This is a genomic window from Pantoea sp. NSTU24 (assembly GCF_050157905.1).
Lineage (GTDB): Bacteria > Pseudomonadota > Gammaproteobacteria > Enterobacterales > Enterobacteriaceae > Pantoea.
Window position 1 is genome coordinate 2,543,137 of the sequence record NZ_JBKIWZ010000001.1, and the last position, 24,496, is coordinate 2,567,632.

General features: G+C 56.3%; 24 protein-coding genes and 1 pseudogene. 16 read left to right on the top strand and 9 right to left on the bottom strand.

What is annotated here, in order from left to right; genetic code table 11:
* Positions 1-756, top strand: coding sequence for a M48 family metallopeptidase (locus tag ACLHDD_RS12040; RefSeq protein ID WP_427104295.1), 756 nt, complete (start codon positions 1-3; stop codon positions 754-756).
* 63 nt (positions 757-819) lie between these two features.
* On the opposite strand, the gene ACLHDD_RS12045 is transcribed toward ACLHDD_RS12040, so the two are convergent.
* The 3 genes from ACLHDD_RS12045 to speA form a co-directional block, all read right to left on the bottom strand.
* Complete coding sequence (locus ACLHDD_RS12045) at positions 820-1,230, bottom strand: YidB family protein (protein ID WP_427104296.1); 411 nt, start codon at positions 1,228-1,230, stop codon at positions 820-822.
* Between the two features lie 236 nt (positions 1,231-1,466).
* Positions 1,467-2,387 (bottom strand): agmatinase, encoded by a 921-nt coding sequence (speB, locus tag ACLHDD_RS12050; protein ID WP_313654865.1) that lies wholly within the window; start codon positions 2,385-2,387, stop codon positions 1,467-1,469.
* Positions 2,388-2,557: 170 nt separating this feature from the next.
* Entirely contained in the window at positions 2,558-4,534 is a 1,977-nt protein-coding gene (gene speA, locus ACLHDD_RS12055; RefSeq protein ID WP_427104297.1) for a biosynthetic arginine decarboxylase, read from the bottom strand.
* A gap of 839 nt (positions 4,535-5,373) precedes the next feature.
* Here speA and metK point away from each other — a divergent pair.
* Together metK and ACLHDD_RS12065 are read left to right on the top strand one after the other, a co-directional pair.
* Positions 5,374-6,525, top strand: coding sequence for a methionine adenosyltransferase (gene metK / locus ACLHDD_RS12060; RefSeq protein ID WP_427104298.1), 1,152 nt, complete (start codon positions 5,374-5,376; stop codon positions 6,523-6,525).
* A gap of 525 nt (positions 6,526-7,050) precedes the next feature.
* Entirely contained in the window at positions 7,051-8,448 is a 1,398-nt protein-coding gene (locus ACLHDD_RS12065) for a sugar porter family MFS transporter (RefSeq protein WP_427104299.1), read from the top strand.
* A gap of 80 nt (positions 8,449-8,528) precedes the next feature.
* Here the strand turns inward: ACLHDD_RS12065 and ACLHDD_RS12070 are convergent, their stop codons facing one another.
* A complete protein-coding gene (locus tag ACLHDD_RS12070; RefSeq protein WP_427104300.1) occupies positions 8,529-9,800 on the bottom strand; it encodes an O-antigen ligase family protein in 1,272 nt (423 codons plus the stop codon).
* Positions 9,790-10,934: pseudogene (locus tag ACLHDD_RS12075) on the bottom strand (glycosyltransferase). Before ACLHDD_RS12075 ends, ACLHDD_RS12070 begins: the two are co-directional and overlap by 11 nt.
* A gap of 207 nt (positions 10,935-11,141) precedes the next feature.
* Here ACLHDD_RS12075 and ACLHDD_RS12080 point away from each other — a divergent pair.
* The 6 genes from ACLHDD_RS12080 to ruvX all read left to right on the top strand — a co-directional run bounded on the left by ACLHDD_RS12080 (position 11,142) and on the right by ruvX (position 15,354).
* Positions 11,142-11,654: a SprT family zinc-dependent metalloprotease gene (locus ACLHDD_RS12080; protein ID WP_427105207.1), complete on the top strand. Its 513-nt coding sequence runs from the start codon at positions 11,142-11,144 to the stop codon at positions 11,652-11,654.
* 76 nt (positions 11,655-11,730) lie between these two features.
* Positions 11,731-12,435: a deoxyribonuclease I gene (endA, locus tag ACLHDD_RS12085; protein ID WP_427104301.1), complete on the top strand. Its 705-nt coding sequence runs from the start codon at positions 11,731-11,733 to the stop codon at positions 12,433-12,435.
* A 69-nt stretch (positions 12,436-12,504) separates the two neighbouring features.
* The gene (gene rsmE / locus ACLHDD_RS12090) at positions 12,505-13,236 is read left to right on the top strand and encodes a 16S rRNA (uracil(1498)-N(3))-methyltransferase (protein ID WP_427104302.1); all 732 of its coding nucleotides are present in this window, start codon (positions 12,505-12,507) and stop codon (positions 13,234-13,236) included.
* A 104-nt stretch (positions 13,237-13,340) separates the two neighbouring features.
* Positions 13,341-14,285, top strand: coding sequence for a glutathione synthase (gshB, locus tag ACLHDD_RS12095; protein WP_427104303.1), 945 nt, complete (start codon positions 13,341-13,343; stop codon positions 14,283-14,285).
* Positions 14,286-14,371: 86 nt separating this feature from the next.
* On the top strand, positions 14,372-14,935 hold the full coding sequence (locus tag ACLHDD_RS12100; protein WP_427104304.1) for a YqgE/AlgH family protein: 564 nt from the start codon (positions 14,372-14,374) through the stop codon (positions 14,933-14,935).
* Complete coding sequence (ruvX, locus tag ACLHDD_RS12105; RefSeq protein ID WP_427104305.1) at positions 14,935-15,354, top strand: Holliday junction resolvase RuvX; 420 nt, start codon at positions 14,935-14,937, stop codon at positions 15,352-15,354. Before ACLHDD_RS12100 ends, ruvX begins: the two co-directional genes overlap by 1 nt.
* Positions 15,355-15,360: 6 nt before the next feature.
* On the opposite strand, the gene ACLHDD_RS12110 is transcribed toward ruvX, so the two are convergent.
* On the bottom strand, positions 15,361-16,353 hold the full coding sequence (locus tag ACLHDD_RS12110) for a type IV pilus twitching motility protein PilT (RefSeq protein WP_427104306.1): 993 nt from the start codon (positions 16,351-16,353) through the stop codon (positions 15,361-15,363).
* Between the two features lie 14 nt (positions 16,354-16,367).
* On the opposite strand from ACLHDD_RS12110, the gene ACLHDD_RS12115 reads away from it, so the two are divergent.
* The 4 genes from ACLHDD_RS12115 to hemW are packed head-to-tail and all read left to right on the top strand — an operon-like array spanning position 16,368 to position 19,389.
* On the top strand, positions 16,368-17,075 hold the full coding sequence (locus ACLHDD_RS12115) for a YggS family pyridoxal phosphate-dependent enzyme (RefSeq protein ID WP_427104307.1): 708 nt from the start codon (positions 16,368-16,370) through the stop codon (positions 17,073-17,075).
* 12 nt (positions 17,076-17,087) lie between these two features.
* Positions 17,088-17,642, top strand: a complete 555-nt coding sequence (locus ACLHDD_RS12120) for a YggT family protein (protein ID WP_427104308.1) — start codon at positions 17,088-17,090, stop codon at positions 17,640-17,642.
* Between the two features lie 21 nt (positions 17,643-17,663).
* Entirely contained in the window at positions 17,664-18,257 is a 594-nt protein-coding gene (locus tag ACLHDD_RS12125; protein ID WP_427104309.1) for an XTP/dITP diphosphatase, read from the top strand.
* Complete coding sequence (gene hemW / locus ACLHDD_RS12130) at positions 18,250-19,389, top strand: radical SAM family heme chaperone HemW (protein WP_427104310.1); 1,140 nt, start codon at positions 18,250-18,252, stop codon at positions 19,387-19,389. Before ACLHDD_RS12125 ends, hemW begins: the two co-directional genes overlap by 8 nt.
* A 35-nt stretch (positions 19,390-19,424) precedes the next feature.
* On the opposite strand, the gene ACLHDD_RS12135 is transcribed toward hemW, so the two are convergent.
* The 3 genes from ACLHDD_RS12135 to trmB all read right to left on the bottom strand — a co-directional run bounded on the left by ACLHDD_RS12135 (position 19,425) and on the right by trmB (position 21,291).
* Positions 19,425-20,141, bottom strand: coding sequence for a DUF2884 domain-containing protein (locus tag ACLHDD_RS12135; RefSeq protein WP_427104311.1), 717 nt, complete (start codon positions 20,139-20,141; stop codon positions 19,425-19,427).
* A 104-nt stretch (positions 20,142-20,245) separates the two neighbouring features.
* Positions 20,246-20,572, bottom strand: coding sequence for a YggL family protein (locus ACLHDD_RS12140; RefSeq protein ID WP_427104312.1), 327 nt, complete (start codon positions 20,570-20,572; stop codon positions 20,246-20,248).
* Entirely contained in the window at positions 20,572-21,291 is a 720-nt protein-coding gene (gene trmB / locus ACLHDD_RS12145; protein ID WP_427104313.1) for a tRNA (guanosine(46)-N7)-methyltransferase TrmB, read from the bottom strand. Before trmB ends, ACLHDD_RS12140 begins: the two co-directional genes overlap by 1 nt.
* A gap of 154 nt (positions 21,292-21,445) precedes the next feature.
* Between trmB and mutY the strand changes: the two genes are divergently transcribed.
* The 3 genes from mutY to mltC are packed head-to-tail and all read left to right on the top strand — an operon-like array spanning position 21,446 to position 23,937.
* Entirely contained in the window at positions 21,446-22,531 is a 1,086-nt protein-coding gene (gene mutY, locus ACLHDD_RS12150; RefSeq protein ID WP_427104314.1) for an A/G-specific adenine glycosylase, read from the top strand.
* The gene (locus ACLHDD_RS12155) at positions 22,531-22,803 is read left to right on the top strand and encodes an oxidative damage protection protein (protein ID WP_269293789.1); all 273 of its coding nucleotides are present in this window, start codon (positions 22,531-22,533) and stop codon (positions 22,801-22,803) included. Before mutY ends, ACLHDD_RS12155 begins: the two co-directional genes overlap by 1 nt.
* 54 nt (positions 22,804-22,857) lie before the next feature.
* Positions 22,858-23,937: a membrane-bound lytic murein transglycosylase MltC gene (gene mltC, locus ACLHDD_RS12160; protein WP_427104315.1), complete on the top strand. Its 1,080-nt coding sequence runs from the start codon at positions 22,858-22,860 to the stop codon at positions 23,935-23,937.
* The last annotated feature ends 559 nt before the right edge of the window (positions 23,938-24,496 follow it).

Genomic DNA, 24,496 nt, shown 5'->3' on the forward strand with positions numbered 1-24,496 from the left:
ATGAAAATCCAGAAAACGGTATGTGCGCTTGGGCTGGCAACGCTGCTCAGCGGCTGTCAGGGTTTAGACAATAATGCGCTGATGCAGTCGGGTGCACAGGCGTTTCAGGCTTATACCCTGAGCGACGATCAGGTAAAGCAGCTGAGCGATAAATCCTGTGAGCAGATGGACAAAGAGAATCAGATTGCGCCTGCGAACAGCGACTATCAGCAGCGTCTGAACAAAATCGCGGCGGCACTGGGCGATAATATCAATGGCACTCCGGCTAACTACAAGGTCTATCAGACTAAAGACGTTAACGCCTGGGCGATGGCGAACGGCTGTATCCGCGTTTACAGCGGCCTGATGGATATGATGACCGACAATGAAGTCGAAGGCGTGCTGGGCCATGAGATGGGCCACGTCGCGCTGGGCCATACGCGCAAGGCGATGCAGCTGGCGTATGCCACTACTGCGGCACGTACGGCAGCCGCGTCAGTGGGGGGAGTGATCGGCTCCCTGTCGCAGTCGCAGCTGGGCGAAATGGGTGAAAAACTGGTCAACGCGCAATTCTCCCAGACCCAGGAGTCGCAGGCAGATGACTACTCCTACGACCTGATGAAGAAACGCAACATCAATCCGATGGGACTGGTAACCAGCTTCGAGAAGCTGGCGAAGCTGGAACAGGGACGTCAGAGTTCTATGTTTGATTCGCACCCGGCCTCTGAAGCCCGTGCAGAGCATATACGCGAACGTATTGCGGCCGACGCGAAGTAAGGCGAGTGACAGGCGCACTGTAATGGATGCGCCTGTCATACGGTTCAGCGGGCGATTATCAGGTTAACGATGGAATATCTGATTTACCATGGAGCCCAGATCGAGTTTGTTCTCGTGCAATGAAGCCTCGTCCATCTGCCCCTGCGGCGACATCCGGTCGATCAGTTGCGGCAGGATCACCGCCAGCGTTCCCGCCGAACCCTGCACATCGGTGCCCAGCTTCTCCGCCAGCGACTGCAGCTCAGCCTGACCAAACGCCGAATGGATATCGCTATGCGCCAGCGGCTGATTCGCCCCGGTGCCAATCCATGAGCTGAACACCTCACCCAGTCCGCCCTGCTGAAATTTTTGCAATAACACTTCAATACCGCCCTGCTCCTGCACCCAGTGCCAGACCGCCTGAAGCTGTCCCGGCAGGTGCCCGTCACTCTGGTGGTTCTGCAGTGAACCTGCCAGTTCATCAAGAAAGCCCATGATTGCCTCCACATTGAGAATGGGTATCAATCAGTTTAGTTGCTGATGCAGGATTGCGCCCGATGCGTCGCACTCCGGATTAACAGGAATGTTGTAACGAAAGCCAAATTGCGGCAGGGGTATGGCGGGCAGGGATGAGCAGTCAAAACGGTGTGAGTAAGGCACCGCCGCGGTAAGAAAGGTGAAAACCGACGCCTGCCAGACATAACCGGCAGGCGTTTCAGGTCACGCAGGCATCAGCCTTTGTTCACAGCCTGAACATGCAGCATATCCAGCGCCAGCGTAGCCGCCGCCAGTGCAGTCAGATCGGCGTGGTCATAGCCCGGTGCGACTTCGACCAGGTCCATCCCGACAATGTTCATCCCCTGCAGGCCACGGATCAGCTTGGTCGCCTTGTCGGTGGTGAGACCGCCAATGACTGGCGTGCCGGTGCCTGGCGCATGGGCCGGATCCAGACAGTCGATGTCAAACGTCAGGTAGACTGGCAGGTCGCCAACGGTGCGTTTTACTTCGGCCAGGATATCGTCAACGCTGCGGTCGTTGACCTGCGCCGCATCCAGCACGTTGAAGCCCAGGCTCTTGTCGAATTCGGTGCGGATACCAATCTGCACGGAGTGCTGTGGATCGATCAGCCCCTCTTTCGGCGCGGTAAAGAACATGGTGCCGTGGTCGAACGTCGGGCCATTGGAGTAGGTGTCGGTGTGCGCATCGAAGTGCACCAGTGCCATCTTGCCGAAATATTTCGCATGAGCGCGCAGCAGCGGCAGCGTAACGTAGTGGTCGCCGCCGAAGGTCATCATGCGCTTGCCGTTAGCCAGCAGTTTTTCTGCATGGGCCTGTAACTTATCGGAGAGATCCTGCGAATCACCAAAGGCGTAAACCAGATCGCCGCAGTCAACGACGTTCAGACGCTGACGCAGATCGAAATCCCACGGCCAGCGGCAGCCTTCCCACGCCAGATTGGTGGAGATCTGACGGATGGCTCCCGGCCCCAGACGGCTGCCTGGACGACCCGAGGTGGCGGCATCGAAAGGAACGCCAGTGATCACCCACTCTGCGTCGCTGTCATAAGGCTGGAAATTCAGCGGGAAACGCATAAAGCCAAAGGCGTTAGAAACCAGGGAGTTGTCGTACTGATTGCCAAGCGTGTTATACATAATTGCTCTCTCTATGTGCGTAAGTCGGGCCAGGCCCGCAAGCCATTAAGGTTGAGATGAAAAAAATCCCCTCCGCGTCGTTAGGCCCGACGAGGAAGGGATTGAGTGTGTCAGATTATCGACATAGTGAACGGCAACTGCAATATGCGATCGCCGCCTGCCCGCGTCGGTTACTCATCTTCTAAATAAGTGTATCCGTAGAGGCCGCTCTCGAACTCTTCGAGGAACTGCGCACGCAGTTCGTCGTCGATATCGGACGTCTGAACCTGATTACGGAATAGCGTCATCAGCTCGTTGGGATCAAGCTGCACGTAGCGCAGCATGTCTGCCACCGTGTCCCCTTCGTCGGAGAGCTGCACTTCGACTTCACCGTTCTCGCGCGCGTAGACATCCACCGCCTCGGTGTCGCCGAACAGGTTGTGCATGTTGCCCAGGATCTCCTGATAGGCACCGACCATAAAGAAGCCCAGCATCGGCGGGTTATCCAGGTCATATTCCGGCATCGGCAGCGTGGTCGCGATGCCGTCGCCATCGACGTAGTGATCGATAGTGCCATCAGAGTCACAGGTGATGTCGAGCAGCACGGCACGACGCTCCGGCTTCCTGTTCAGCCCTTCCAGCGGCAGTACCGGGAAGAGCTGGTCGATACCCCATGCATCCGGCATCGACTGGAACAGCGAGAAATTCACGTAAATCTTATCCGCCATCCGCTCCTGCAGTTCGTCGATGATCGGACGGTGCGCACGGTTGCTCGGATCGAGGTGCTGCTGAATGTAATGGCAGATGCTCAGATAGAGCTGCTCAGCCCATGAACGCTGTTTAAGGTCATAGGTGCCGGACGAATAGCCGGTATGGATATCAGACAGGTCCATCTGGCTGTCATGCAGCCATTCGCGCAGCGAGCGGCGGGTGTCCGGCTCGTGCATCTCCTGCCAGGTTTCCCACATGCTGAGAATCGGACGTGGCGCATCCGGATCCGGCGTTTCAGGTTCGCTGAACTCGTTACGCTCCACGCCGATAATGTTCGAAACCAGCACCGTGTGGTGTGCGGTCACGGCACGGCCCGACTCGGTGATGACCGTCGGATGTTCCAGACCATGCTCATCACAGGCGGCACCGATTGCCCAGATCACGTTATTCGCGTACTCATTCAGGCCATAGTTGACCGAGCAGTCAGACTGCGAGCGCGTACCTTCATAATCGACGCCCAGCCCGCCACCGACGTCGAAGCATTTAATGTTGACGCCCAGCTTCGCCAGTTCCACATAGAAGCGCGCAGACTCTCGTACGCCAGTAGCGATATCGCGGATATTGGCCATCTGCGATCCCAGATGGAAGTGCAGCAGCTGCAGGCTGTCGATGCGGCCTGCTTCACGCATAATCTCAACCAGTTTCAGCACCTGAGTCGCCGACAGGCCAAACTTGGACTTTTCGCCACCGCTTGACTGCCATTTGCCGGAACCCTGCGACGCCAGACGCGCACGGATACCCAGACGCGGCACCACATTCAGACGCCCGGCCTCTTCCAGCACCAGCCGCACTTCAGTCATCTTTTCCAGCACCAGATAGACCTTGTGGCCCATCTTTTCGCCAATCAGCGCCAGACGAATATATTCGCGGTCTTTGTAGCCGTTACAGACGATTACTGAACGGGTCTGTCCCGCATGGGCGAGCACCGCCATCAGTTCTGCTTTCGAACCGGCTTCGAGTCCCAGCGGCTCACCGCTGTGGATCAGCGACTCGATAACGCGTTTATGCTGGTTGACCTTAATCGGATAAACCAGGAAGTAGTCGCCGGTATAGCCGTAAGATTCGCGCGCGCGTTTAAACGCGGCATTGATGGAGCGCAGACGGTGCTGCAGGATCTGCGGGAAGCAGAACAGTGCGGGCAGACGCTGGCCCTGTGCTTCGCGCTCTTTAACCAGCCGGGCTAAATCGACACGCACCTCGGGACGATCCGGGTCCGGGCAGACGCTGATATGGCCCAGTTCGTTAACGTCGTAATAGTTGTTACCCCACCAGGCAATGTTGTACGTACGCAACATTTTGCTCGCATCCTGATCGTTCATTGCCACCTCCTGCATGGAGCGGAGTGTACCCTGTTCGCCAGCTGACGAACCTTTGATATTCTTCATGTCGTCAGACATCGCGAACCTCAATTTTCCGTTGAAAGATAAAACTGTTAGCCGGCTGTATGGCCGCTAATCTGAAAACCTGTCGCCACATTAAATGCACTGTCCTGTTCACCTGACATTCTTGCCAGCGCGATTCACGCCTCAGCGTTAAGTGTAAAACACCCTGACCATCCCGGTTTAAACAGAGAACATTTAACCATCGGTATAGACCAGAGATAACCGGTGTCGTTCCGCGGCGCAGCCGCAGAGAAGAAAAACCTAAGAACAGAGGTAAAGATTAGCCGGTGCCTGTGTCGGTAAAATTACCGTAGCGGACAGCGTATCGGCAGGCATGAGAAACAGATGGGAAGCAGGAGAGAGCCAGCGCAGCGGCGCAGCGCAGAGAACCGAAAGATGAAAACGCGTGGTTCATTACTTGTATCACCTCCGCATGTGTCAGAAGCACATGGAGAACAACCAGGGTGAAAGCCAGACCCGGGTCTGACAGGCGCGACGCAGTCAGGGGCGTCATCCTTGCTGCTGCCAGCAAAAGCAGCGGCGTTTTATACAGTTTACCGCGAAAAAATGCAAAAAGATTATCGGGGAATTGTGTGCAGCCTCAGTAAATTATGCCGATAACAGCGACAGGGCGAAAGCAGAAACAGAAAAAGGGCTGGCAATTGGTTTATCCTCTATCCTAAAATAGCCGTCCAGATGGTTTTCCATCTAAACAGGTTACGATTCAGGCGGTATCAGCCTGCTGCGCTGATATCTCCTCACTGCTCGCGGCTTTGCCTGAAGGGGCGTCAGGTCAGAAACCTTTCCTGATGCTATGCAGTCGTACTCAAACCAAATTTAAGGTAAAGAACAGAATGGCTAAACACCTTTTCACGTCCGAGTCCGTATCAGAAGGACATCCCGATAAAATCGCCGACCAGATTTCCGATGCTGTGCTGGATGCAATCCTGGAACAGGATCCTAAAGCGCGCGTGGCCTGCGAAACCTACGTCAAAACCGGCATGGTGCTGGTTGGCGGTGAAATCACGACCAGCGCATGGGTCGACATCGAAGAGATCACCCGTAAAACTGTACGTGAAATCGGCTATGTTCATTCCGATATGGGCTTTGATGCCAACTCCTGCGCTGTATTAAGCGCCATTGGTAAACAGTCTCAGGATATCAACCAGGGCGTTGACCGTACCGATCCGCTGGAACAGGGTGCGGGCGACCAGGGCCTGATGTTCGGTTATGCCACAAACGAAACCGACGTGCTGATGCCTGCGCCGGTAACCTATGCGCACCGTCTCGTTCAGCGTCAGGCTGAAGTCCGTAAAAACGGAACGCTGCCGTGGCTGCGTCCGGATGCCAAGAGCCAGGTGACCTTCCAGTATGACGATGGCAAAATCGTCGGCATCGATGCCGTGGTTCTGTCGACCCAGCACGCCGAATCCATCAGCCAGAGCGATCTGCAGGAAGCAGTGATGGAAGAGATCATCAAACCGGTTCTGCCTGCAGAATGGCTGAGCGCCACCACCAAATATCACATCAACCCAACCGGTCGCTTTGTGATCGGCGGCCCGATGGGCGACTGCGGCCTGACCGGTCGTAAAATCATTGTGGACACCTACGGCGGCATGGCGCGTCACGGTGGCGGTGCATTCTCCGGTAAAGATCCATCTAAAGTCGACCGCTCTGCAGCCTATGCCGCGCGTTACGTGGCGAAAAACATCGTCGCGGCCGGTCTGGCTGACCGTTGTGAAATTCAGGTCTCCTACGCGATCGGCGTGGCTGAACCAACCTCTATCATGGTAGAAACTTTTGGCACCGAGAAGGTCTCAACCGAGCAGCTCACGCTGCTGGTGCGCGAGTTCTTCGACCTGCGTCCATACGGTCTGATTCAGATGCTGGATCTGCTGCATCCAATCTACAAAGAGACCGCCGCTTATGGTCACTTTGGTCGCGAGCATTTCCCATGGGAAAAAACTGACAAGGCCGCCCTGCTGCGTGAAGCGGCTGGCCTGTAAGATCACCGGCTGCTGACGAAACCCTGCCTGCGGGCAGGGTTTTTTTATTCTTTCAGCCGCAGCGCCAAAGGCAGACGCAAATTTTCTCCCTTCGCGCACTCTGTGCAGCCGCACTGTCTGGCCTGATTCCTCTGCAAAAAACACCACCTCCGGCGTGCGTTTTTCGCGTCAGCGCAATTTCTTATTTCTCAGCTACACTTCCTTTCGCTTTTTCTGACAACAAAATGTTAACGATTACAAATCGAAATGCTTTGTTTATCTGGTATTTAAGATTTAACGCACGTAGTTATTCTTCTGAAAATGCGTTATTTTCAGCGTCGTCTGATAGCCGGTAAACAGAGCATTGTCAGAAACTCGATGAGTGCTATACCTCACTGATTAATTAATCTTTACGAGAGAAACAGGCTGAATTTCAGGGTTTCAGCGTGTGTAAACGGTTACACAAAAGTGATCGACTTCACATTTTTCTCGCGAACGGTTTTTTAACGTTGATAAAAACAATGATGGATAAACCTGGAGGCTAAAATGCCTGGCAATACACGTAAAAGCAGAACTTCAAATAAGGCGATGACCTTATTTGTCTGCTTTCTGGCGGCCCTTGCGGGTCTGCTGTTCGGTCTGGATATCGGCGTCATCGCCGGTGCCCTGCCGTTTATCGCAAAGGACTTTAATGTTACCGCGCATCAGCAGGAGTGGATCGTCAGCTCCATGATGTTTGGTGCCGCAGTCGGCGCTATCGGCAGCGGCTGGATGTCATCCCGCCTGGGCCGTAAAAAAAGCCTGATGACCGGGGCGATTCTGTTTGTTATCGGCTCACTCTGGTCAGCGATGTCACCGAATCCGGAAATGCTGATCAGTGCCCGCGTTCTGCTGGGCCTGGCAGTGGGTATCGCCTCTTATACCGCCCCGCTCTACCTTTCTGAAATTGCGCCGGAAAAAATTCGTGGCAGTATGATTTCGCTGTATCAGCTGATGATTACCATCGGTATTCTGGGTGCTTACCTGACCGATACGGCCTTCAGCTTTACCGGCAACTGGCGCTGGATGCTGGGCATCATCACCATTCCGGCACTGCTGCTGCTGATCGGGGTTTTCTTCCTGCCAAACAGCCCACGCTGGCTGGCAGCGCGAGGTAACTTCCGCGATGCTCAACGCGTGCTGGATCGTCTGCGTGACACCAGTGAGCAGGCAAAACGTGAGCTGGAAGAGATTCGTGAAAGCCTGAAGGTCAAACAGTCTGGCTGGGGTCTGTTCACCACCAGCAGCCACTTCCGCCGCGCGGTCTATCTCGGCATCCTGTTGCAGGTGATGCAGCAGTTTACCGGCATGAACGTCATCATGTACTACGCGCCGAAAATCTTTGAAATCGCCGGTTTCGCCAACACGACCCAACAGATGTGGGGCACGGTGATTGTGGGTCTGATTAACGTACTGGCGACCTTTATTGCCATCGGTCTGGTGGATCGCTGGGGCCGTAAACCGACCCTGATTCTGGGCTTTATGGTGATGGCGGCCGGAATGGGCGTTCTGGGTACCATGCTGCATTTCGGTATTCATACCCCGGGCGCGCAGTACTTCGCCATCGGTATGCTGCTGATGTTCATCGTAGGCTTTGCGATGTCAGCCGGTCCGCTGATCTGGGTACTCTGCTCCGAGATTCAGCCGCTGAAAGGCCGCGATTTCGGTATCACCGTTTCTACCACCACCAACTGGATTGCGAACATGATTGTGGGCGCGACCTTCCTGACGATGCTGAATACGCTGGGCAATGCGAATACCTTCTGGGTTTACGCAGCGCTTAACCTGTTCTTCATTCTGCTGACGGTGATGCTGATCCCGGAGACTAAAAACGTCTCGCTGGAGCATATCGAACGCAATCTGATGGCCGGTAAAAAACTGCGCGACATCGGTTCACGCGACTAAGATAACGCGCGACTAAGATAACGCATGAAAAAAGGGCGGGGTTTCTCTGGAAACCCCGCCCTTTTTATTGGGTCAGCGTATCAGGATGAAGATGTCATCCGTGCTGGCGGCAAGCTGCGCGGCAGGCAGCAGAGCGCCAGCGCCATAATGAAAATGGTGGCGGTCTGATTATAAGGCAGCACCGAGTCGGTCAGCCCGCAAATAAACAGCCCTGCGATCGGCAGCGCCACACCACGCAGATCGCATTTCTTCAGCCTGCCCGCCAGTACGGTCAGATAGAGTAACGCCAGCGACAGTGTTCCCAGCCAGCCCTGCAGCGTAGTGACCTCCAGAAACTCATTGTGCATGTTGTATTTGACGTTGGTATAGCCTTCAACATTGTGCGGATAGTGGGCCATGATAAACTTCCGTGCCCCGGTCGTTCGCGCATCCGGCGTCGCGAAGCCCTCATGATGCTCAATAAAGTTCATTGCCCCACCCCAGATGGCCACACGTGCGCCCAGCGAGGTCGAACTGTTTGAACCGTAGTTTTCTATGTCCCGGACGCCTTCCACCCAGCGATTGCTGGTCATCAGAAACAGCACCGCCAGCAGCCCTGCCAGTAGTGAGCCCGTTCGCCAGTTAGTGAACAGCGCCAGCCTGTAGGTCTGCAGCAGGAACAGCAGCCCTGCCACGACCAGCGCAATCAGGGTGACACGGGTGCCGCACAGATAGAGCAGGGCCAGCGTCACCCCCAACGCCACACTATCAGCAACCTTCCAGTAAGCATTCGTCTCAAAGCGGCTCAGCCAGAGCCAGGCGCAATAGATAAACAGAATCATGTAGGAAGACATAGAAGCCGCTTCAGTGGTGAGCTTGATGCGAACATTCTCCGTGTAGAGATGCTCATGAATCCCGAAGCCCAGCGTGATCAGCAGCCCCGCCAGCATCAGCAGCCTGCCGATACGCAGTGTGGTCAGCGAGACCCGCTGCCCGTAAATCGCCAGACTGAGCAGCACAAAAGCGCCTAAAAGCAGACGCTTCGCGCCCAGCAGATAGTTCCCGATATTGGTGATGGCATCGGTCGACGGCGCGGTTTCGACGCCCCTGACGTGAATCGCCCAGGATAAACGAATCAGCGCGAAGAGGATCAGCACCGCAAACAGGAGCAGGTAAAAACGGTTCTCTTTAAAGTCCATCCGCCTGCGCGCCACGCCATACAGCACGGCGGCGACGGAGAGATAAGAAACGACATAGAAAATCTTTTGTGGCAGGCCCGTAACAAACATATTCAGCGACAGCGCCAGGCAGAGCGCAATAACCGAGAAGTTCACCAGCAACGTTAATCCGTCGCGGCCGGTTTTAATCGTCATGTTTAACCTCAGTCAGGCGGCTAAACACACTCATCAGGTGCTTCATATAATTTTCCTCATAAAAACCGGTGATGCTCGCTTTGATAACCTGATGCGCAGGGAAGTGAAAATCCCCGGTCATGGCGTTGAGAATCGCAGCCAGCGCCATGCTGTCATTAGTAGGGTAAAGCTGACCATTCAGACCGTTCTGAATAATCTCCGCTGGCCCGCTGACGCAGTCAGATGAAACACAGTAGACCCCGCGCGACATTGCCTCCAGCAGGATCAGCGGAAATCCTTCAAAGTTAGAGGTCATGATCAGACATGAAACCTGTTTTATGTGGCTGCTGACATAAGCCCAGGCATTCTCCTGCCAGCCATGCCAGGTGATACGATCCTGGATGCCGAGCTGCGCCACATAGTCCTGGCACCGTGTCAGATCTTCACCGTCACCCACAATCTCCAGCGTCCAGGGGACGGTGAGCTGATGCAGGGCATCAAAGAGATCTTTCAGCTGCTTCTGGCGCTGAAAGTGAACCCGGCCAATGTAGAGAAATTTCAGCGCCTGCGGCCTGCCAATCACGACGTCGCTGTGCCTGACGGGGTTGTGGATCACATCAACACTGGCTGCCGGAATGCCCAGCGCCACCAGCTGCTGTTTGATCTGATGACTAATCGCAAAATGGTGGTCGGCCTGCCGCAGGTAGTGTGGGCGATAGCGATCCCGTGGAGGGAGATGCATCCAGCTCGACAGAACGATTTTACGTCCGGACAGCCTGATGGCCCGCCGGGCCATTAAAGTAGGAATCGTGTTCAGAGTCAGAACGTGGTCAGGCTGATAGCGCCGGAAAAAGCGGCCATTCTGAGCGTGTGGATCAGATTTTTTATCTTCTTGTTCCGCAGCGTGCAGATGCTTTCAGCTAAAACGGCATTGGCGGTCCAGGCGCGGGAGAGACTCTCTTCACCGCTGTTGATAATAAACAGCCCCGCTTCCGTTCCGGCTTCAGCATTCAGAGCAGTGATCAGCTGACAGGTCACATTTTCCATGCCGCCACGGCCAGCCATCAAATCAGTAACCAGTACTATCCGCTGTTTCCTGATGTTCTTATTTTTCATTGCGTTGTCCGTACACCTTGCCATCCGCTTCTTATTCACTCTGCAGTGAACCTTATAAACAGGATATTCTATAAGAGGCCATAACCCTATTTAATCCCGAAATTTCAGTCAGTCGTCTGGCCTGTTCAGATCGTATTACTGTCAAAGATTATCTGGCGGGAAACTGGCGGCAAAGTATAGCGACTGTGCTGCCGATTTTCGCGGACAACGTTGAGTTCCGGCGCGGCGGCGACTATTCTGAGCGCCATGAAAACGCCCCGACTTCCCATCGCTCTGCAGCAGGCCGTGATGCGCTCGCTGCGCCAGTCACTTGACCGCGCTAATCAGGCATTGAAGACTGACTGGCCTGAACCGAAACTGCTTTACCAGCAGCGCGGCACGGCGGCGGGCACCGCCTGGCTCAATGCCTGGGAGATTCGCCTCAATCCGGTGCTGCTGCTGGAAAACCAGCAAGCCTTCATTGATGAGGTGGTGCCGCATGAGCTGGCACATCTGCTGGTCTGGAAGCAGTTCGGTCGTGTTGCCCCGCACGGCAAAGAGTGGAAGTGGATGATGGAGCAGGTGCTGGGCGTACCGGCACGGCGTACCCATCAGTTTGAGATCGCCTCCGTGCGCAGCAACACCTTTGCCTACCGCTGTCAGTGTCAGCAGCATCAGCTGACCGTCCGCCGTCATAATCGCGTGCTGCGCAAAGAGAGCGAATATCGCTGCGTACACTGCGGCAGCCTGCTGATCGCGGGCGAGTTTATCGCGACCTGAGAAGAATCCCCATTCCGCCCTATTCTACATTCTGTTAACCTGCCGCCCTTTTTCGTACTAAGTAGAAATCCGGAATATGTCTCGCACACTCACTCTGGCGCTTGCGCTGCTCTTTGCGCCCGCCGCTGGCGCCCTCGACCTGAACAACTATCACCAGAATAACTTCCAGCAGGCCAAAACCTATGCGGCGGCGATCAACGCCGATGCGCCTGGCTCTTTCTATTGTGGCTGTAAAATTACGTGGCAGGGAAAAAAAGGCGTTCCCGACCTCAACAGCTGTGGCTATCAGGTGCGTAAAAACGCCAACCGCGCCGCGCGCATTGAGTGGGAACATGTGATGCCGGCCTGGGAGTTTGGTCATCAGCGCCAGTGCTGGCAGGCGGGTGGCCGTAAAAACTGCAGTAAAGATCCTGACTATCGTCGCATCGAAACCGACCTGCATAACCTGCAGCCTGCGGTAGGCGAAGTGAATGGCGACCGTGGCAACTTCGCCTACAGTCAGTGGAACGGCAGCGAAAAGCAGTATGGCCAGTGTGAAATGAAGGTCGACTTTAAACTCAAACAGGCTGAGCCGCCTGCACGGGCGCGCGGTGCCATTGCCCGCACCTACTTCTACATGCGCGATCAGTATCATCTGCGTATTTCGCGCCAGCAGACGCAGCTGTTTACGGCCTGGGATAAGCTCTATCCCGTCACAAAATGGGAGTGTGAACGCGACCAGCGCATTGCCAGAGTCCAGGGCAATCACAATCCTTATGTTCAGCAGGCTTGCCAGCGTTAAAATCCCTGCCCTACACTAGCTTTTTTCTCCATGACGCCGCCACTGTGCGGCGTCCGGTTCAGGAACCTTATGCGCATACCTCGTATCTATCACGCCGGTCCCCTCAGCACCGGCAGTGAATTTACCCTGGATGAAGATGCATCCAATCATGTCGGCCGGGTGCTCAGGATGACCGCCGGTCAGCGTCTGGAACTCTTTGATGGCACTAATCTGACTTTTGCAGCAGAGATCACGCATGTCGACAAAAAGCGTGTAAAAGTATCGGTCACAGAAAGCCAGCCGGACGATCGTGAGTCACCTCTGCATCTGCATTTAGGTCAGGTGATGTCGCGCGGTGAAAAAATGGAATTCACGATCCAGAAATCGATCGAACTGGGCGTGAATGTCATTACACCCTTGTTTTCCGAGCGCTGTGGCGTAAAGCTTGATGCTGAGCGTCTGGCAAAGAAAATCCAGCAGTGGCAGAAAATTGCGATTGCCGCCTGTGAACAGTGTGGCCGCAATCGCGTGCCGCTGATTCGTGATGCGATGACGCTGGAAGCCTGGTGTGCGGAAGCAGACAGCGGTCTGAAGCTCAACCTGCATCCCCGCGCCAGTCACAGTATCAATACGCTGCCGCAGCCCGTTGAACGGGTGCGGCTGCTGATTGGTCCTGAAGGCGGGCTGTCTGCGGATGAGATTGCGATGACAGCAGAGCACGGTTTTACTGACATTCTGCTTGGTCCACGGGTGCTGCGAACTGAAACTACTGCGCTGACGGCCATTACGGCACTTCAGGTGAGGTTTGGCGACCTGGGTTAAGCGATACTTTTAGCAGTGAGCGCAGGCATCACATTCTGACCCATCGGCCCACTGCAGACCGAACCAGACGAGGCGGCAGAGTCCGCCTTACCGAGGAGATAATAATGATTAAACTTGGCATTGTGATGGACCCGATTTCGTCCATCAATATTAAAAAAGACACCAGCTTCGCCATGCTGCTGGAAGCACAGCGCCGTGGTTATGAAATTCACTACATGGAGATGCACGACCTCTCCATGCGCGGTGGCGTAGCGTCTGCGCGTACCCGTCTGCTGAGCGTCGAGCAGAATCCTGATAACTGGTATCAGTTCGGCAGTGAACAGGTGATCCCGCTGGCCGATCTGAACGTCGTGCTGATGCGTAAAGATCCTCCTTTTGACACCGAGTTCATCTACGCGACCTATATTCTGGAGCGCGCGGAAGAGCTGGGGACGCTGATCGTCAACAAACCGCAGAGCCTGCGTGACTGCAACGAAAAACTCTACACCGCCTGGTTTGCTGAGTTTACGCCTGACACGCTGGTCACCCGCAGCAAGGCGCAGCTGCGCGACTTCTGGCAGGAACATGGCGACATCATCATGAAGCCACTGGATGGCATGGGCGGCGCGTCTATTTTCCGCGTGAAACAGGATGACCCGAACTTTGGTGTCATCACTGAAACCCTGACCGAACATGGCAGTCGCTTCTGCATGGCGCAGAACTACATTCCGGCGATCAAAGAGGGTGATAAGCGTGTGCTGGTGGTGGACGGCGAACCCGTGCCCTACTGCCTGGCGCGTATCCCGCAGGGCGGCGAAACCCGTGGCAACCTGGCTGCCGGTGGACGCGGTGAAGCGCGTCCGCTCAGCGAAAGCGACTGGGAAATTGCACGCCGCGTCGGTCCGACGCTCAAAGCAAAAGGACTGATTTTTGTCGGTCTCGACATCATCGGTGATAAACTAACTGAAGTTAACGTGACCAGCCCGACCTGCGTACGTGAAATTGAGGCTGCGTTCCCGATCTCCATCACCGGCATGTTGATGGATGCCATTGAGAAACGCCTGGGCTGAGCAAGACGCCGGGGCGAGGCTCCGTGATCAACCCAATACCGGTGCGGCCGTCGCGCGCCGGTTATTTTTTGGTATATCGTGTGAGAATGAATTTACAACATCACTTTTTGATTGCCATGCCTTCATTGCAGGATCCTTTTTTCAAACGTTCCGTGGTTTATCTCTGCGAACATAACGAAGAGGGTGCAATGGGACTCATCATCAATAAGCCCATGGAAAACCTGACGGTTGAAGGCATTCTGAAGAAACTGAAAATCTCCGCTGACGATCGCGACCCGGCGATCCGGCTGGATAAACCGGTCTTTACCGGCGGGCCGCTGGCGGAAGACCGCGGCTTTATTCTGCACTCAGCGCAACGCACGTTTACCTCCAGCATTCGTGTCTCCGATAACACGATCATCACCACGTCCCGTGACGTGCTTGAGTCAATCGGCACCCCCTCTCAGCCGGCCAATGTGCTGGTGGCGCTGGGTTACTGTGCCTGGGAGAAAGACCAGCTGGAGAATGAGTTGATGGAAAACGCCTGGCTGACTACCCCTGCCAACAGCAATATCCTGTTCCAGACGCCGGTGGCAGAGCGCTGGCGTGAGGCGGCGCGCAGTATCGGCGTCGATATTCACAACATGGCCAGCGACGCCGGACACGCCTGATGTCAACACAGACTCTGTTAGGTTTCGACTTTGGCACCAAAAGTATTGGTGTCGCGGTGGGTCAGCAGCTCACCGGCAGCGCCCGCCCCCTGACGGCGCTGAAAGCGCAGGATGGCACCCCGGACTGGCTGCTGATCGAAAAGCTGTTGAAAGAGTGGCAGCCCGATTTTGTAGTGGTGGGACTGCCGCTGAATATGGATGGCACCGAGCAGCCGCTGACCGCACGCGCCCGTAAGTTCGCCAATCGCCTGCATGGCCGCTTTGGCATCCGGGTTGAGCTGCAGGATGAACGCCTCAGCACGGTAGAAGCGCGGGCTGGGCTGTTCGAGCGCGGCGGCTATCGTGCGCTCAATAAAGGATCGGTCGATTCGCAGTCTGCCGCCATTATTTTGCAGGACTGGTTCGAAAACCATTACTGATGTCAGCTAAATAAGACCGGCGACCTGTCGCGCCAGACGGCTCTGCTCAAATGTCTGCATACCGGCCTGGGCGCCGGTCTGCAACAGCGCAGGAATCTGGTGCATCTTTCCCTCGCGGATCAGATTGGTGATGCCAGGCGTGCCGATAAGGATCTCAAACAGGCCGATGCGCCCGCCCGCTACTGAGGATACCAGACGCTGCGCGATCACGGCTTTCAGGCTGCCCGCCAGCTGGGTTCGCACCAGCGACTTCTCCTCTGCCGGAAAGACATCCACCAGCCGATCTATGGCCTGCGCCGCACCCCGGGTATGCAGTGTTGCCAGCACCAGATGGCCGGTTTCCGCCGCCGTCAGCGCCTGACGAATCGTTTCGCTATCGCGAAGCTCACCCAGCAGAATAACGTCCGGATCTTCCCGCAGTGCCGCCCTGATGCCCAGCGCGAACGACGCGCAGTGCAGGCCGATTTCCCGCTGCTGAATCAGTGACTGCTGGCTCTGGTGAATAAACTCAATCGGATCTTCCAGCGTGATGATATGACGCGCCTGCTGGCCGTTCAGCGCATCCACCAGGGCCGCCAGCGTGGTGGATTTTCCGCTGCCCGTCGCCCCGGTTACCAGAATCAGCCCCTCCTCCAGCGTCAGCAGCGCCGGTACGCTCTCGGGCAACTGCAATGCCGCCAGTGTGGGGCATGTCGTGGCGATAATACGCAGCGCCAGCGACAGGCCATCGCGCTGCCTGAACAGATTCGCACGCAGGCGCGTGCCGTTGGCCAGGCTCAGGGCAAAATCGATCTGGCCCGTACGCTTCAGCTGCTGGCGCTGTGGGTCACTGAGCCACTGCGCCATAAACTGCGCTATCCCATCGTCGGTGATCCGGGGCTGCTGTGGCAGGGTTTCCAGCCTGCCCTGCCGCCGCCAGCGGGGCAAATGTCCGCTGCAAAGGTGCAGATCGGCGGCATTATGCTTTACACTAAGCGCCACTATTTCATCCAGATTCATAATGTCTCCTGACTATGACCTCAATCCAGCAGAACCTACAGCAAGTGCGGCAGAGAATGGCCGCCGCTGCCGCGCGTTGCGGCCGTGATCCAGAAGAAATTACCCTGCTTGCAGTCAGTAAAACCAAACCTGCGAGCGCGGTCGAAGCGGCGTTTGCCGCTGGCCAGATAGCCTTCGGCGAAAATTACGTTCAGGAAGGGGTTGAAAAGGTTCAGGCGCTGGCCGCACATCCTGAGCTGGTCTGGCACTTCATTGGCCCGTTGCAGTCCAACAAAAGTCGTCTGGTGGCAGAAAATTTTGCCTGGTGTCATACCATTGACCGTCCGCGCATTGCGCAACGGCTCAACGATCAGCGGCCTGCAACGTTGCCTCCCCTGAATGTATTAATTCAGGTAAATATCAGTGACGAGAACAGCAAATCTGGCATCATGCTGGAGGCCGTTTCCGGGCTGGCGGAGCAGATTGCGGGCCTGCCGCAGCTGCGGCTGCGGGGACTGATGGCTATCCCGGCCGCAGAGAGTGATTATGCGCGGCAGCTGGCGGTATGTCAGCAAATGGCAGAGGCCTTCCGGCAGTTGCAGCAGCAATATCCGGGCATTGATACGCTCTCGCTGGGAATGAGCGATGACATGGAGGCGGCAATCGCCGCAGGCAGTACAATGGTGCGTATTGGCACCGCCATTTTTGGCGCACGAGACTATGCGCACAACTCACAAAAATAACAGAGGAACTTCATGTTAACACTGACGTTTTTAGTAAAAACGCTAATTGATCTCTACGTAATGGTACTGCTGCTGCGCATCTGGATGCAGTGGTCGCGCTGCGATTTCTATAATCCCCTTGCGCAGTTTGTCGTCAAAGTGACCCAGCCAGTTGTGAAGCCGCTGCGCCGCATTATTCCGGCACTGGGGCCCATCGATACCGCCTCGCTGTTGCTGGCCTTTGTGCTGACCACCCTGAAATACCCGATTCTGCTGCTGATTCAGGTCGGCGTGTTCTCTGTCGATCCGACTAACCTGCTGGTCGGTCTGCTGTCGCTGCTGAAATCCGCCGGTTATCTGGTCTTCTGGGTCATCATTATCCGCTCGCTGATGAGCTGGATCAGCCAGGGTCGCGGCCCCGTTGACTATCTGCTGGTGCAGTTAACCGAACCGATGATGGCCCCTGTTCGCCGTATTCTGCCTGCGATGGGCGGCATCGATTTCTCGGCGATGATCGTCATCCTGGTGCTGTATGCCCTGAACTTTCTCGGCATGGACCTGTTCCCGGGTCTCTGGTATCTGCTGTAAATGAATCAAACTGGAACCGTTATGCAAAAAGTTGTCCTCGCCACCGGCAATCCCGGCAAGGTGCGTGAACTGGCGGAGTTACTCTCCGCGTTTGGTCTGGATATCGTCGCACAGAGTGACCTTGGGGTTGAGTCGGCGGAAGAGACCGGCCTGACCTTTATTGAGAACGCGATTATCAAGGCGCGTCACGCGGCGCAGATCACCGGCTTACCGGCGATTGCCGACGATTCGGGTCTGGCCGTGGATGCGCTGGGCGGCGCGCCTGGCATCTACTCGGCACGCTATGCCGGCGAGGATGCCAGCGATCAGCAGAATCTGGAGAAGCTGCTGCAGGCGCTGGAGCACGTGCCGGACGGTCAGCGTCAGGCGCAGTTTCACTGCGTACTGGTCTATCTGCGCCATGCGGAAGACCCGACGCCGCTGGTGTTCCACGGCAGCTGGGAAGGTGAGATCACCCACTCAGCCTCTGGCAACGGTGGCTTTGGCTACGACCCGATTTTCTCTGTTCCGGCGCTGGGTAAAACCGCTGCCGAACTGAGCAAAGCGGAAAAGGGTGCAGTGTCGCACCGGGGTAAAGCATTGACGCTGTTGCTGGAAGCGATGCGTAATGCCTAATCTGCCGCCACTGAGTCTCTATATCCACATTCCATGGTGCGTGCAGAAGTGCCCCTACTGTGATTTTAACTCCCACGCGCTGAAAGATGAGGTGCCGCACGTTGAATACGTGCAGCATCTGCTGCGCGATCTGGAGATCGACCTGCCGCTGATTCATGGCCGGGAAGTGCGTACGATCTTTATTGGCGGCGGCACGCCCAGTCTGCTGAGCAGCAGTGCCATGCAGATGCTGATGGATGGCGTACGGGCGCGTCTGAACCTTGCGCCGGATGCGGAAGTAACCATGGAAGCCAATCCTGGCACCGTGGAAGCGGACCGCTTCAGCGCCTATCAGCGCGCCGGGATCAACCGCATTTCTATTGGCGTTCAGAGCTTCAGCCCGCAGAAACTGCAGCGTCTGGGCCGTATTCATGGCCCGGAAGAGGCGGTTCGCGCTGCTGAGCTGGCGGCTTCCCTGTCGCTGCGCAGCTTTAACCTCGACCTGATGCATGGCCTGCCCGATCAGTCGCTGGAAGAGGCGCTCGACGATTTACGCCGGGCGATAGCCCTTAATCCACCGCATCTCTCCTGGTATCAGCTCACCATCGAGCCCAACACCCTGTTTGGCTCACGCCCGCCGGTGCTGCCGGATGATGATGCGCTGTGGGATATCTTTGAACAGGGCGACAGGCTGCTGCGGGACGCCGGTTATCAGCAATATGAAACTTCCGCCTATGCGAAGCCGGGCTACCGCTGTGAACATAACCTCAACTACTGGCGCTTTGGCGACTATCTGGGGATTGGTTGTGGCGCGCATGGCAAGCTGACGCAGCCGGATGGCCGCATTGTCCGCACGGTGAAAACCCGCCATCCACGTGGCTTCATGCAGGGCAACTACCGTGAAAAGCAGTATGACGTGGCAGACAGCGACAAGCCGTTTGAGTATTTCATGAACCGTTTTCGTTTGCTGGAAGCGGCCCCGCGCGACGCGTTCAGCCGCTACACCGGTTTACCGGAGCAGACCATCCGTCCGCAGATGGATGCCGCCATCGCCGCCGGTTACGTGATCGAAACCCCGGCGCAGTGGCAGATTACGGAGAAAGGAAAGCTGTTCCTGAATTCGCTGCTGGAGCTGTTTTTAGCGGAAGAGTAAGTAAGGCGCCCCGGCCAACAGGCTGAGGCGTTAACTTAGTTTTTCAGTGCGCCAGCGAGCTGTTTACGCTGATCTTCCAGGGAGATGACGCGATTGCAGACTTCGTGACCGAAGTTCTGGAAATCCTGCTCCTGCTTGCTCCACTCAGCCTGAATCGACTGCTGCAGACCGCCCAGATTTCCCATAATTGCCTGCAGCGGGTTGCTGCCGCCACTGCCCTGCTGACTGCCCATCTCATTCAGACTGTCCTGCATGACGCCGCCCAGCGTCGACTGTACCAGCCGTTCGCCTTCAGCGCGCACCTTGTCGATCGCCTGATGATGGAACGTCAGACCATCTTCGCGATGCTCAATGATGCGATTCATCTGCTGCTTCAGCTGACCATTCAGGGTCGTTAGGCGGTTGCGGACGTTGCTGCCGCTCCCCAGCTTTTCGACGATGACCCGATCCAGTGCCGCACGCCCTTTCTCCAGACGTGACGTCGCTCCGCTGTCGATCCAGGGCAGATCGCGGCGCAGCGCATTCTGATAATCGATCGCTTTCTGGCGGTCGGCCGTGTCCAGCGCGACCCGCTTTCCATTGAACTGCACATCGCCCTGCGGCGAGATTTCCATATTGCCGTTTGCCCCGACCACCTGCACGCTCTGCGGCTTAATCACCACGTCGTCCTGCGGCTTAACGCTGCATTCATAGGCGGCCTGCGCCTGGGTTGCTGCCACCAGCAGTACAGCAAGAAGCGCTTTACGCATCATATTCACTCCCTAACATCTGGTCTGAAACCGTTCAGAGATCGGGACTCAGCCCGACGCTGTGTGACTGAAAGCCTGGCCCGCGATACGCACCGGGGGCGTAGCGTTTAGTCCCACCAGACGTCAAAGAGTTCCGTCGTCTGCACATCCTGCAGCTTGTGCTCTTCCAGCCATTTGCGCACCAGCGCACGATGTTCTTCGGTGCACTTGCCGGTTTTCTGCAGGCAGACCAGACCTTCCCACACCAGATAGCCGCTGCCATCGAAGGCCAGACCATTTGGATCGATCGCTTCATTGATGAACTGGTTCAGCGTTTCATCGATTTCGCTTTCACTGGTGCCTTCCGGGAAGCGCCAGGCAACCGAGAATCCCAGCTCCTGAAACTCGTCGATGTGCAGTTTTTTACGTAAACGGCGGCTGCGTTGTGTGGCCATTATTTCACCCTCTCAAACATTAAATCCCATACGCCGTGGCCTAAACGCTGCCCGCGCTGCTCAAACTTGGTCAGTGGACGCGTTTCAGGACGCGGCACGTAATTCTGTTGTTCTGACTGGTTGCGATAGCCATCGATGCTGTTCATGACTTCCAGCATGTGTTCGGCGTAGGCTTCCCAGTCGGTCGCCATGTGGAAGACGCCGCCCTTCTTCAGCTTGCGCATCACCAGTTCGGCGAAGGGCACCTGAACGATACGGCGTTTGTTATGACGAGCTTTATGCCAGGGATCGGGGAAGAAGAGCTGAACCATGCGCAGCGAGTTATCCGGAATCATCTTCTCCAATACCTCTACCGCGTCATGACACATCACCCGCAGGTTCTGTACATCGGCTTCTTTCGCCGAGGCCAGGCAGGCACCGACACCCGGCGCGTGCACTTCGATTCCCAGGAAGTTCTGGTGCGGCGTGTTCTGCGCCATGGTCACCAGCGAAGCGCCCATACCAAAGCCAATCTCCAGCGTTACCGGAGCATCGCGGCCAAACAGGTCGGTCAGATCGACAGGTTCCGGCTGGTATTCCACGCCCATAACCGGCCACAGGGTATCCAGCGCCTGCTGCTGGCCTTTCGTTAAGCGACCCTGGCGGCGCACAAAGCTGCGGATCCGGCGCAATGGCCGCCCGTTCTCATCAAATTCTGGGGTGATGACGTCATTAATCATGTAAAAGCCTGCTGGTTAGCCTGTTCCGGGAAACGGGCATTATGCAAAGTTCATAAGCAGAAGCAAGCCTTTGCAATCTTCCGGTTTACACCCAGGTGCGCATGTGCTGGAATTCCTGCCTGAGTGTAGAGTAAACACGGAAAATTTCCTTCTTATGATGCAAGCGCAGCAGTTCGCGCAACAGGTGCTGGACTGGTATCAGCGCTTCGGTCGCAAAACCCTGCCGTGGCAGCTGGAGAAAACGCCTTACAAGGTGTGGCTCTCCGAAGTGATGCTCCAGCAGACCCAGGTTGCCACGGTTATCCCCTATTTTGAACGCTTTATGGCGCGTTTCCCCACGGTCACCGATCTGGCTGCGGCACCGCTGGACGAGGTGCTGCATCTCTGGACCGGCCTCGGCTACTACGCCCGTGCGCGTAATCTGCATAAAGCCGCGAAGCAGATTGTTGATGTTCATCACGGCGAGTTTCCGCAGAACTTTGAGGATGTATCCGCCCTGCCCGGCGTTGGCCGCTCGACGGCAGGCGCGATTCTGTCGCTCTCCCTGGGGCAGCATTTCCCGATTCTGGATGGCAACGTCAAGCGCGTGCTGGCCCGCTGCTACGCCGTCAGCGGCTGGCCGGGTAAAAAAGAGGTCGAGAAGCGGCTCTGGCAAATCAGCGAAGAGGTCACGCCTGCCGGGGGCGTCAGCCAGTTCAACCAGGCGATGATGGATCTGGGGGCTATCGTCTGTACCCGGTCAAAACCAAAGTGCGAAATCTGCCCGCTGAACAGCGGCTGTGAGGCCTACGCCAGCAGCAGCTGGGCGAGCTATCCCGGCAAAAAGCCTAAGCAGGTACTGCCCGAGCGCAGCGGCTGGTTTCTGATGATGCAGGCTGGCGATGAGGTCTGGCTGGAGCAGCGGCCGCCGGTGGGCTTGTGGGGAGGGCTGTTCTGCTTCCCGCAGTTCACCTCCGAAGCGGCCATGACCGACTGGCTGGCGGCGCGGGGCATTCATGATAAACCGCAACAGCTGACCGCCTTTCGTCACACCTTCAGCCATTTCCATCTGGATATCGTCCCGATGTGGCTGGCATGGCCTTCTGCCGGGGCGGCGATGGATGAAGCAGGCGGTCTCTGGTATAACTTAGCGCTGCCACCATCTGTGGGATTAGCCGCACCCGTTGAGCGCCTGTTACACGAGCTGCGCCATCCCCGACAACTGGCTCTGAACAGTTGCGAGATTAATGAGGAAGAGTAATGAGCCGCACGATTTTTTGTACTTTTTTACAGCGCGACGCAGAAGGACAGGATTTTCAGCTTTACCCGGGCGAGCTGGGTAAGCGTATTTACAACGAGATTTCCAAAGAAGCCTGGCAGAAGTGGATGGCCAAACAGACCATGTTGATCAACGAGAAGAAGCTCAACATGATGAATCCCGAGGATCGTAAAGTGCTGGAGAAGGAGATGGTCAATTTCCTGTTCGAAGGAAAGGACGTTCATATCGAAGGCTATACTCCGCCAGAAGCATAAACATTCCAGGCCTCTTCACGGAGGCCGGTTATCCAGGTCAGGCTTGCACTCCCAATGAATAAAAAATTAATCGCCTTGTTGGTGATAGCACCACTTTTGGTCTCCTGTTCCGGGTCGAAACATCAGCAGTTCCATGAAGAGTGGGTAAAAGATACCAATGGCTTTGATATTCTGATGGGGCAGTTTGCTCACAATATTGAGAATATCTGGGGTATCAATGAGGTCCTGATTGCCGGACCGAAAGATTACGTCAAATACAGCGACAACTATTACACCCGCAGCCACATCAACTTTGAGAGCGGTAAGCTGACGATCGAAACGATCTCGGGCACCGATCCGATGGCCAGCCTGCGCCAGGCGATTGTCACCACCCTGTTGATTGGCGAAGATCCGGGCAATGTCGACCTCTATTCCGATGCCAACGACATCGAGATCAGTAAAGAGCCGCTGCTCTATGGTCAGGTACTGGATAATACCGGTCAGCCGATTCGCTGGCAGGGCCGTGCTGAAGCCTTTGCGGACTATCTGCTCCAGCACAAACTGATGCGCCGTACGTCCGGTCTGCATGTGATTTACTCTGTTTCGATTCCGATGGTGCCGAACCACCTCGACAAGCGTGCCCACAAATATCTGCCGATGGTGCGGAAAGCCGCCGAAGAGTACGGCGTTGATGCGTCACTGATCCTGGCGATTATGCAGACTGAGTCGAGCTTCAACCCCTATGCGGTCAGCCATTCAGATGCGCTGGGCCTGATGCAGGTCGTACAGCATACCGCCGGTGTGGATGTCTTCCGCATGAAAGGTAAATGGGGCAAGCCAAGCCGCAGCTATCTGCTTGATCCGGAAAATAATATCGACGCCGGTACAGCCTATCTGGCGCTGTTGCAGCGCAGTTATCTGGGCGGCATTCAGGATCCCCTGTCGCGTCGCTATGCCGTAATCACGGCCTATAACGGCGGGGCGGGCAGTGTATTACGCGTCTTCTCAAGCGATAAAGATCGGGCGTTTGCGATGATTAACAATATGTCACCGAATAAAGTCTATCAGACGCTGACCAGTCAGCACCCGTCAGCGGAGTCGCGCCGTTATCTCTATAAAGTGAGTACCGCGCAGCGGAGTTACAGAGGGTTCTGATTAGGGTGCTCGCTGCGCGGTGGGAGTTTACTGCGCAAACGAGGCTGGGTTTCGCCTGGCAGTGGTTTTACGTTGTGCGGGTTTCGTTCGCCTGGCAAGCCGGGCAGTTTCAGGCCCGCCTCTGCAGGCGACCGACAGGGGGGCGCCAGTCGCCGCGCCCCCCTGACCCCGGGCTCCGGCCTGCATCACCGCCGCTTCGCGGTCCCTTCACTCTTTCCGGATTTCTCACGGACCGGCGGGATGCGCCATCCCTGGCGCGAGCCCGCCTCTTCGCGGCATCCCTGTCGCTCGTCCTGAAATCCCCTATCCGCTCAGCGGTTCTGACGGCCTCCCTCCCCGCTGCTATTTCGTCTTTCTGTGTTGAGTATTTAATCGCTTCGGGTTCACGGGACTGGCTGTTGCTTCCAAACCAGCAGACAACGCTGCATGGAAGTGAACAAAAAAACGTACAGGCGACGGTGTATTCAAGAGGCGTCCGCAGCGCCGAGGAACAACCGCAGGCCGCAGGGCGTGACGAGGGCACCCCGCAAAGCGGGGCGCGGAGGCAGCCGGACGCCGG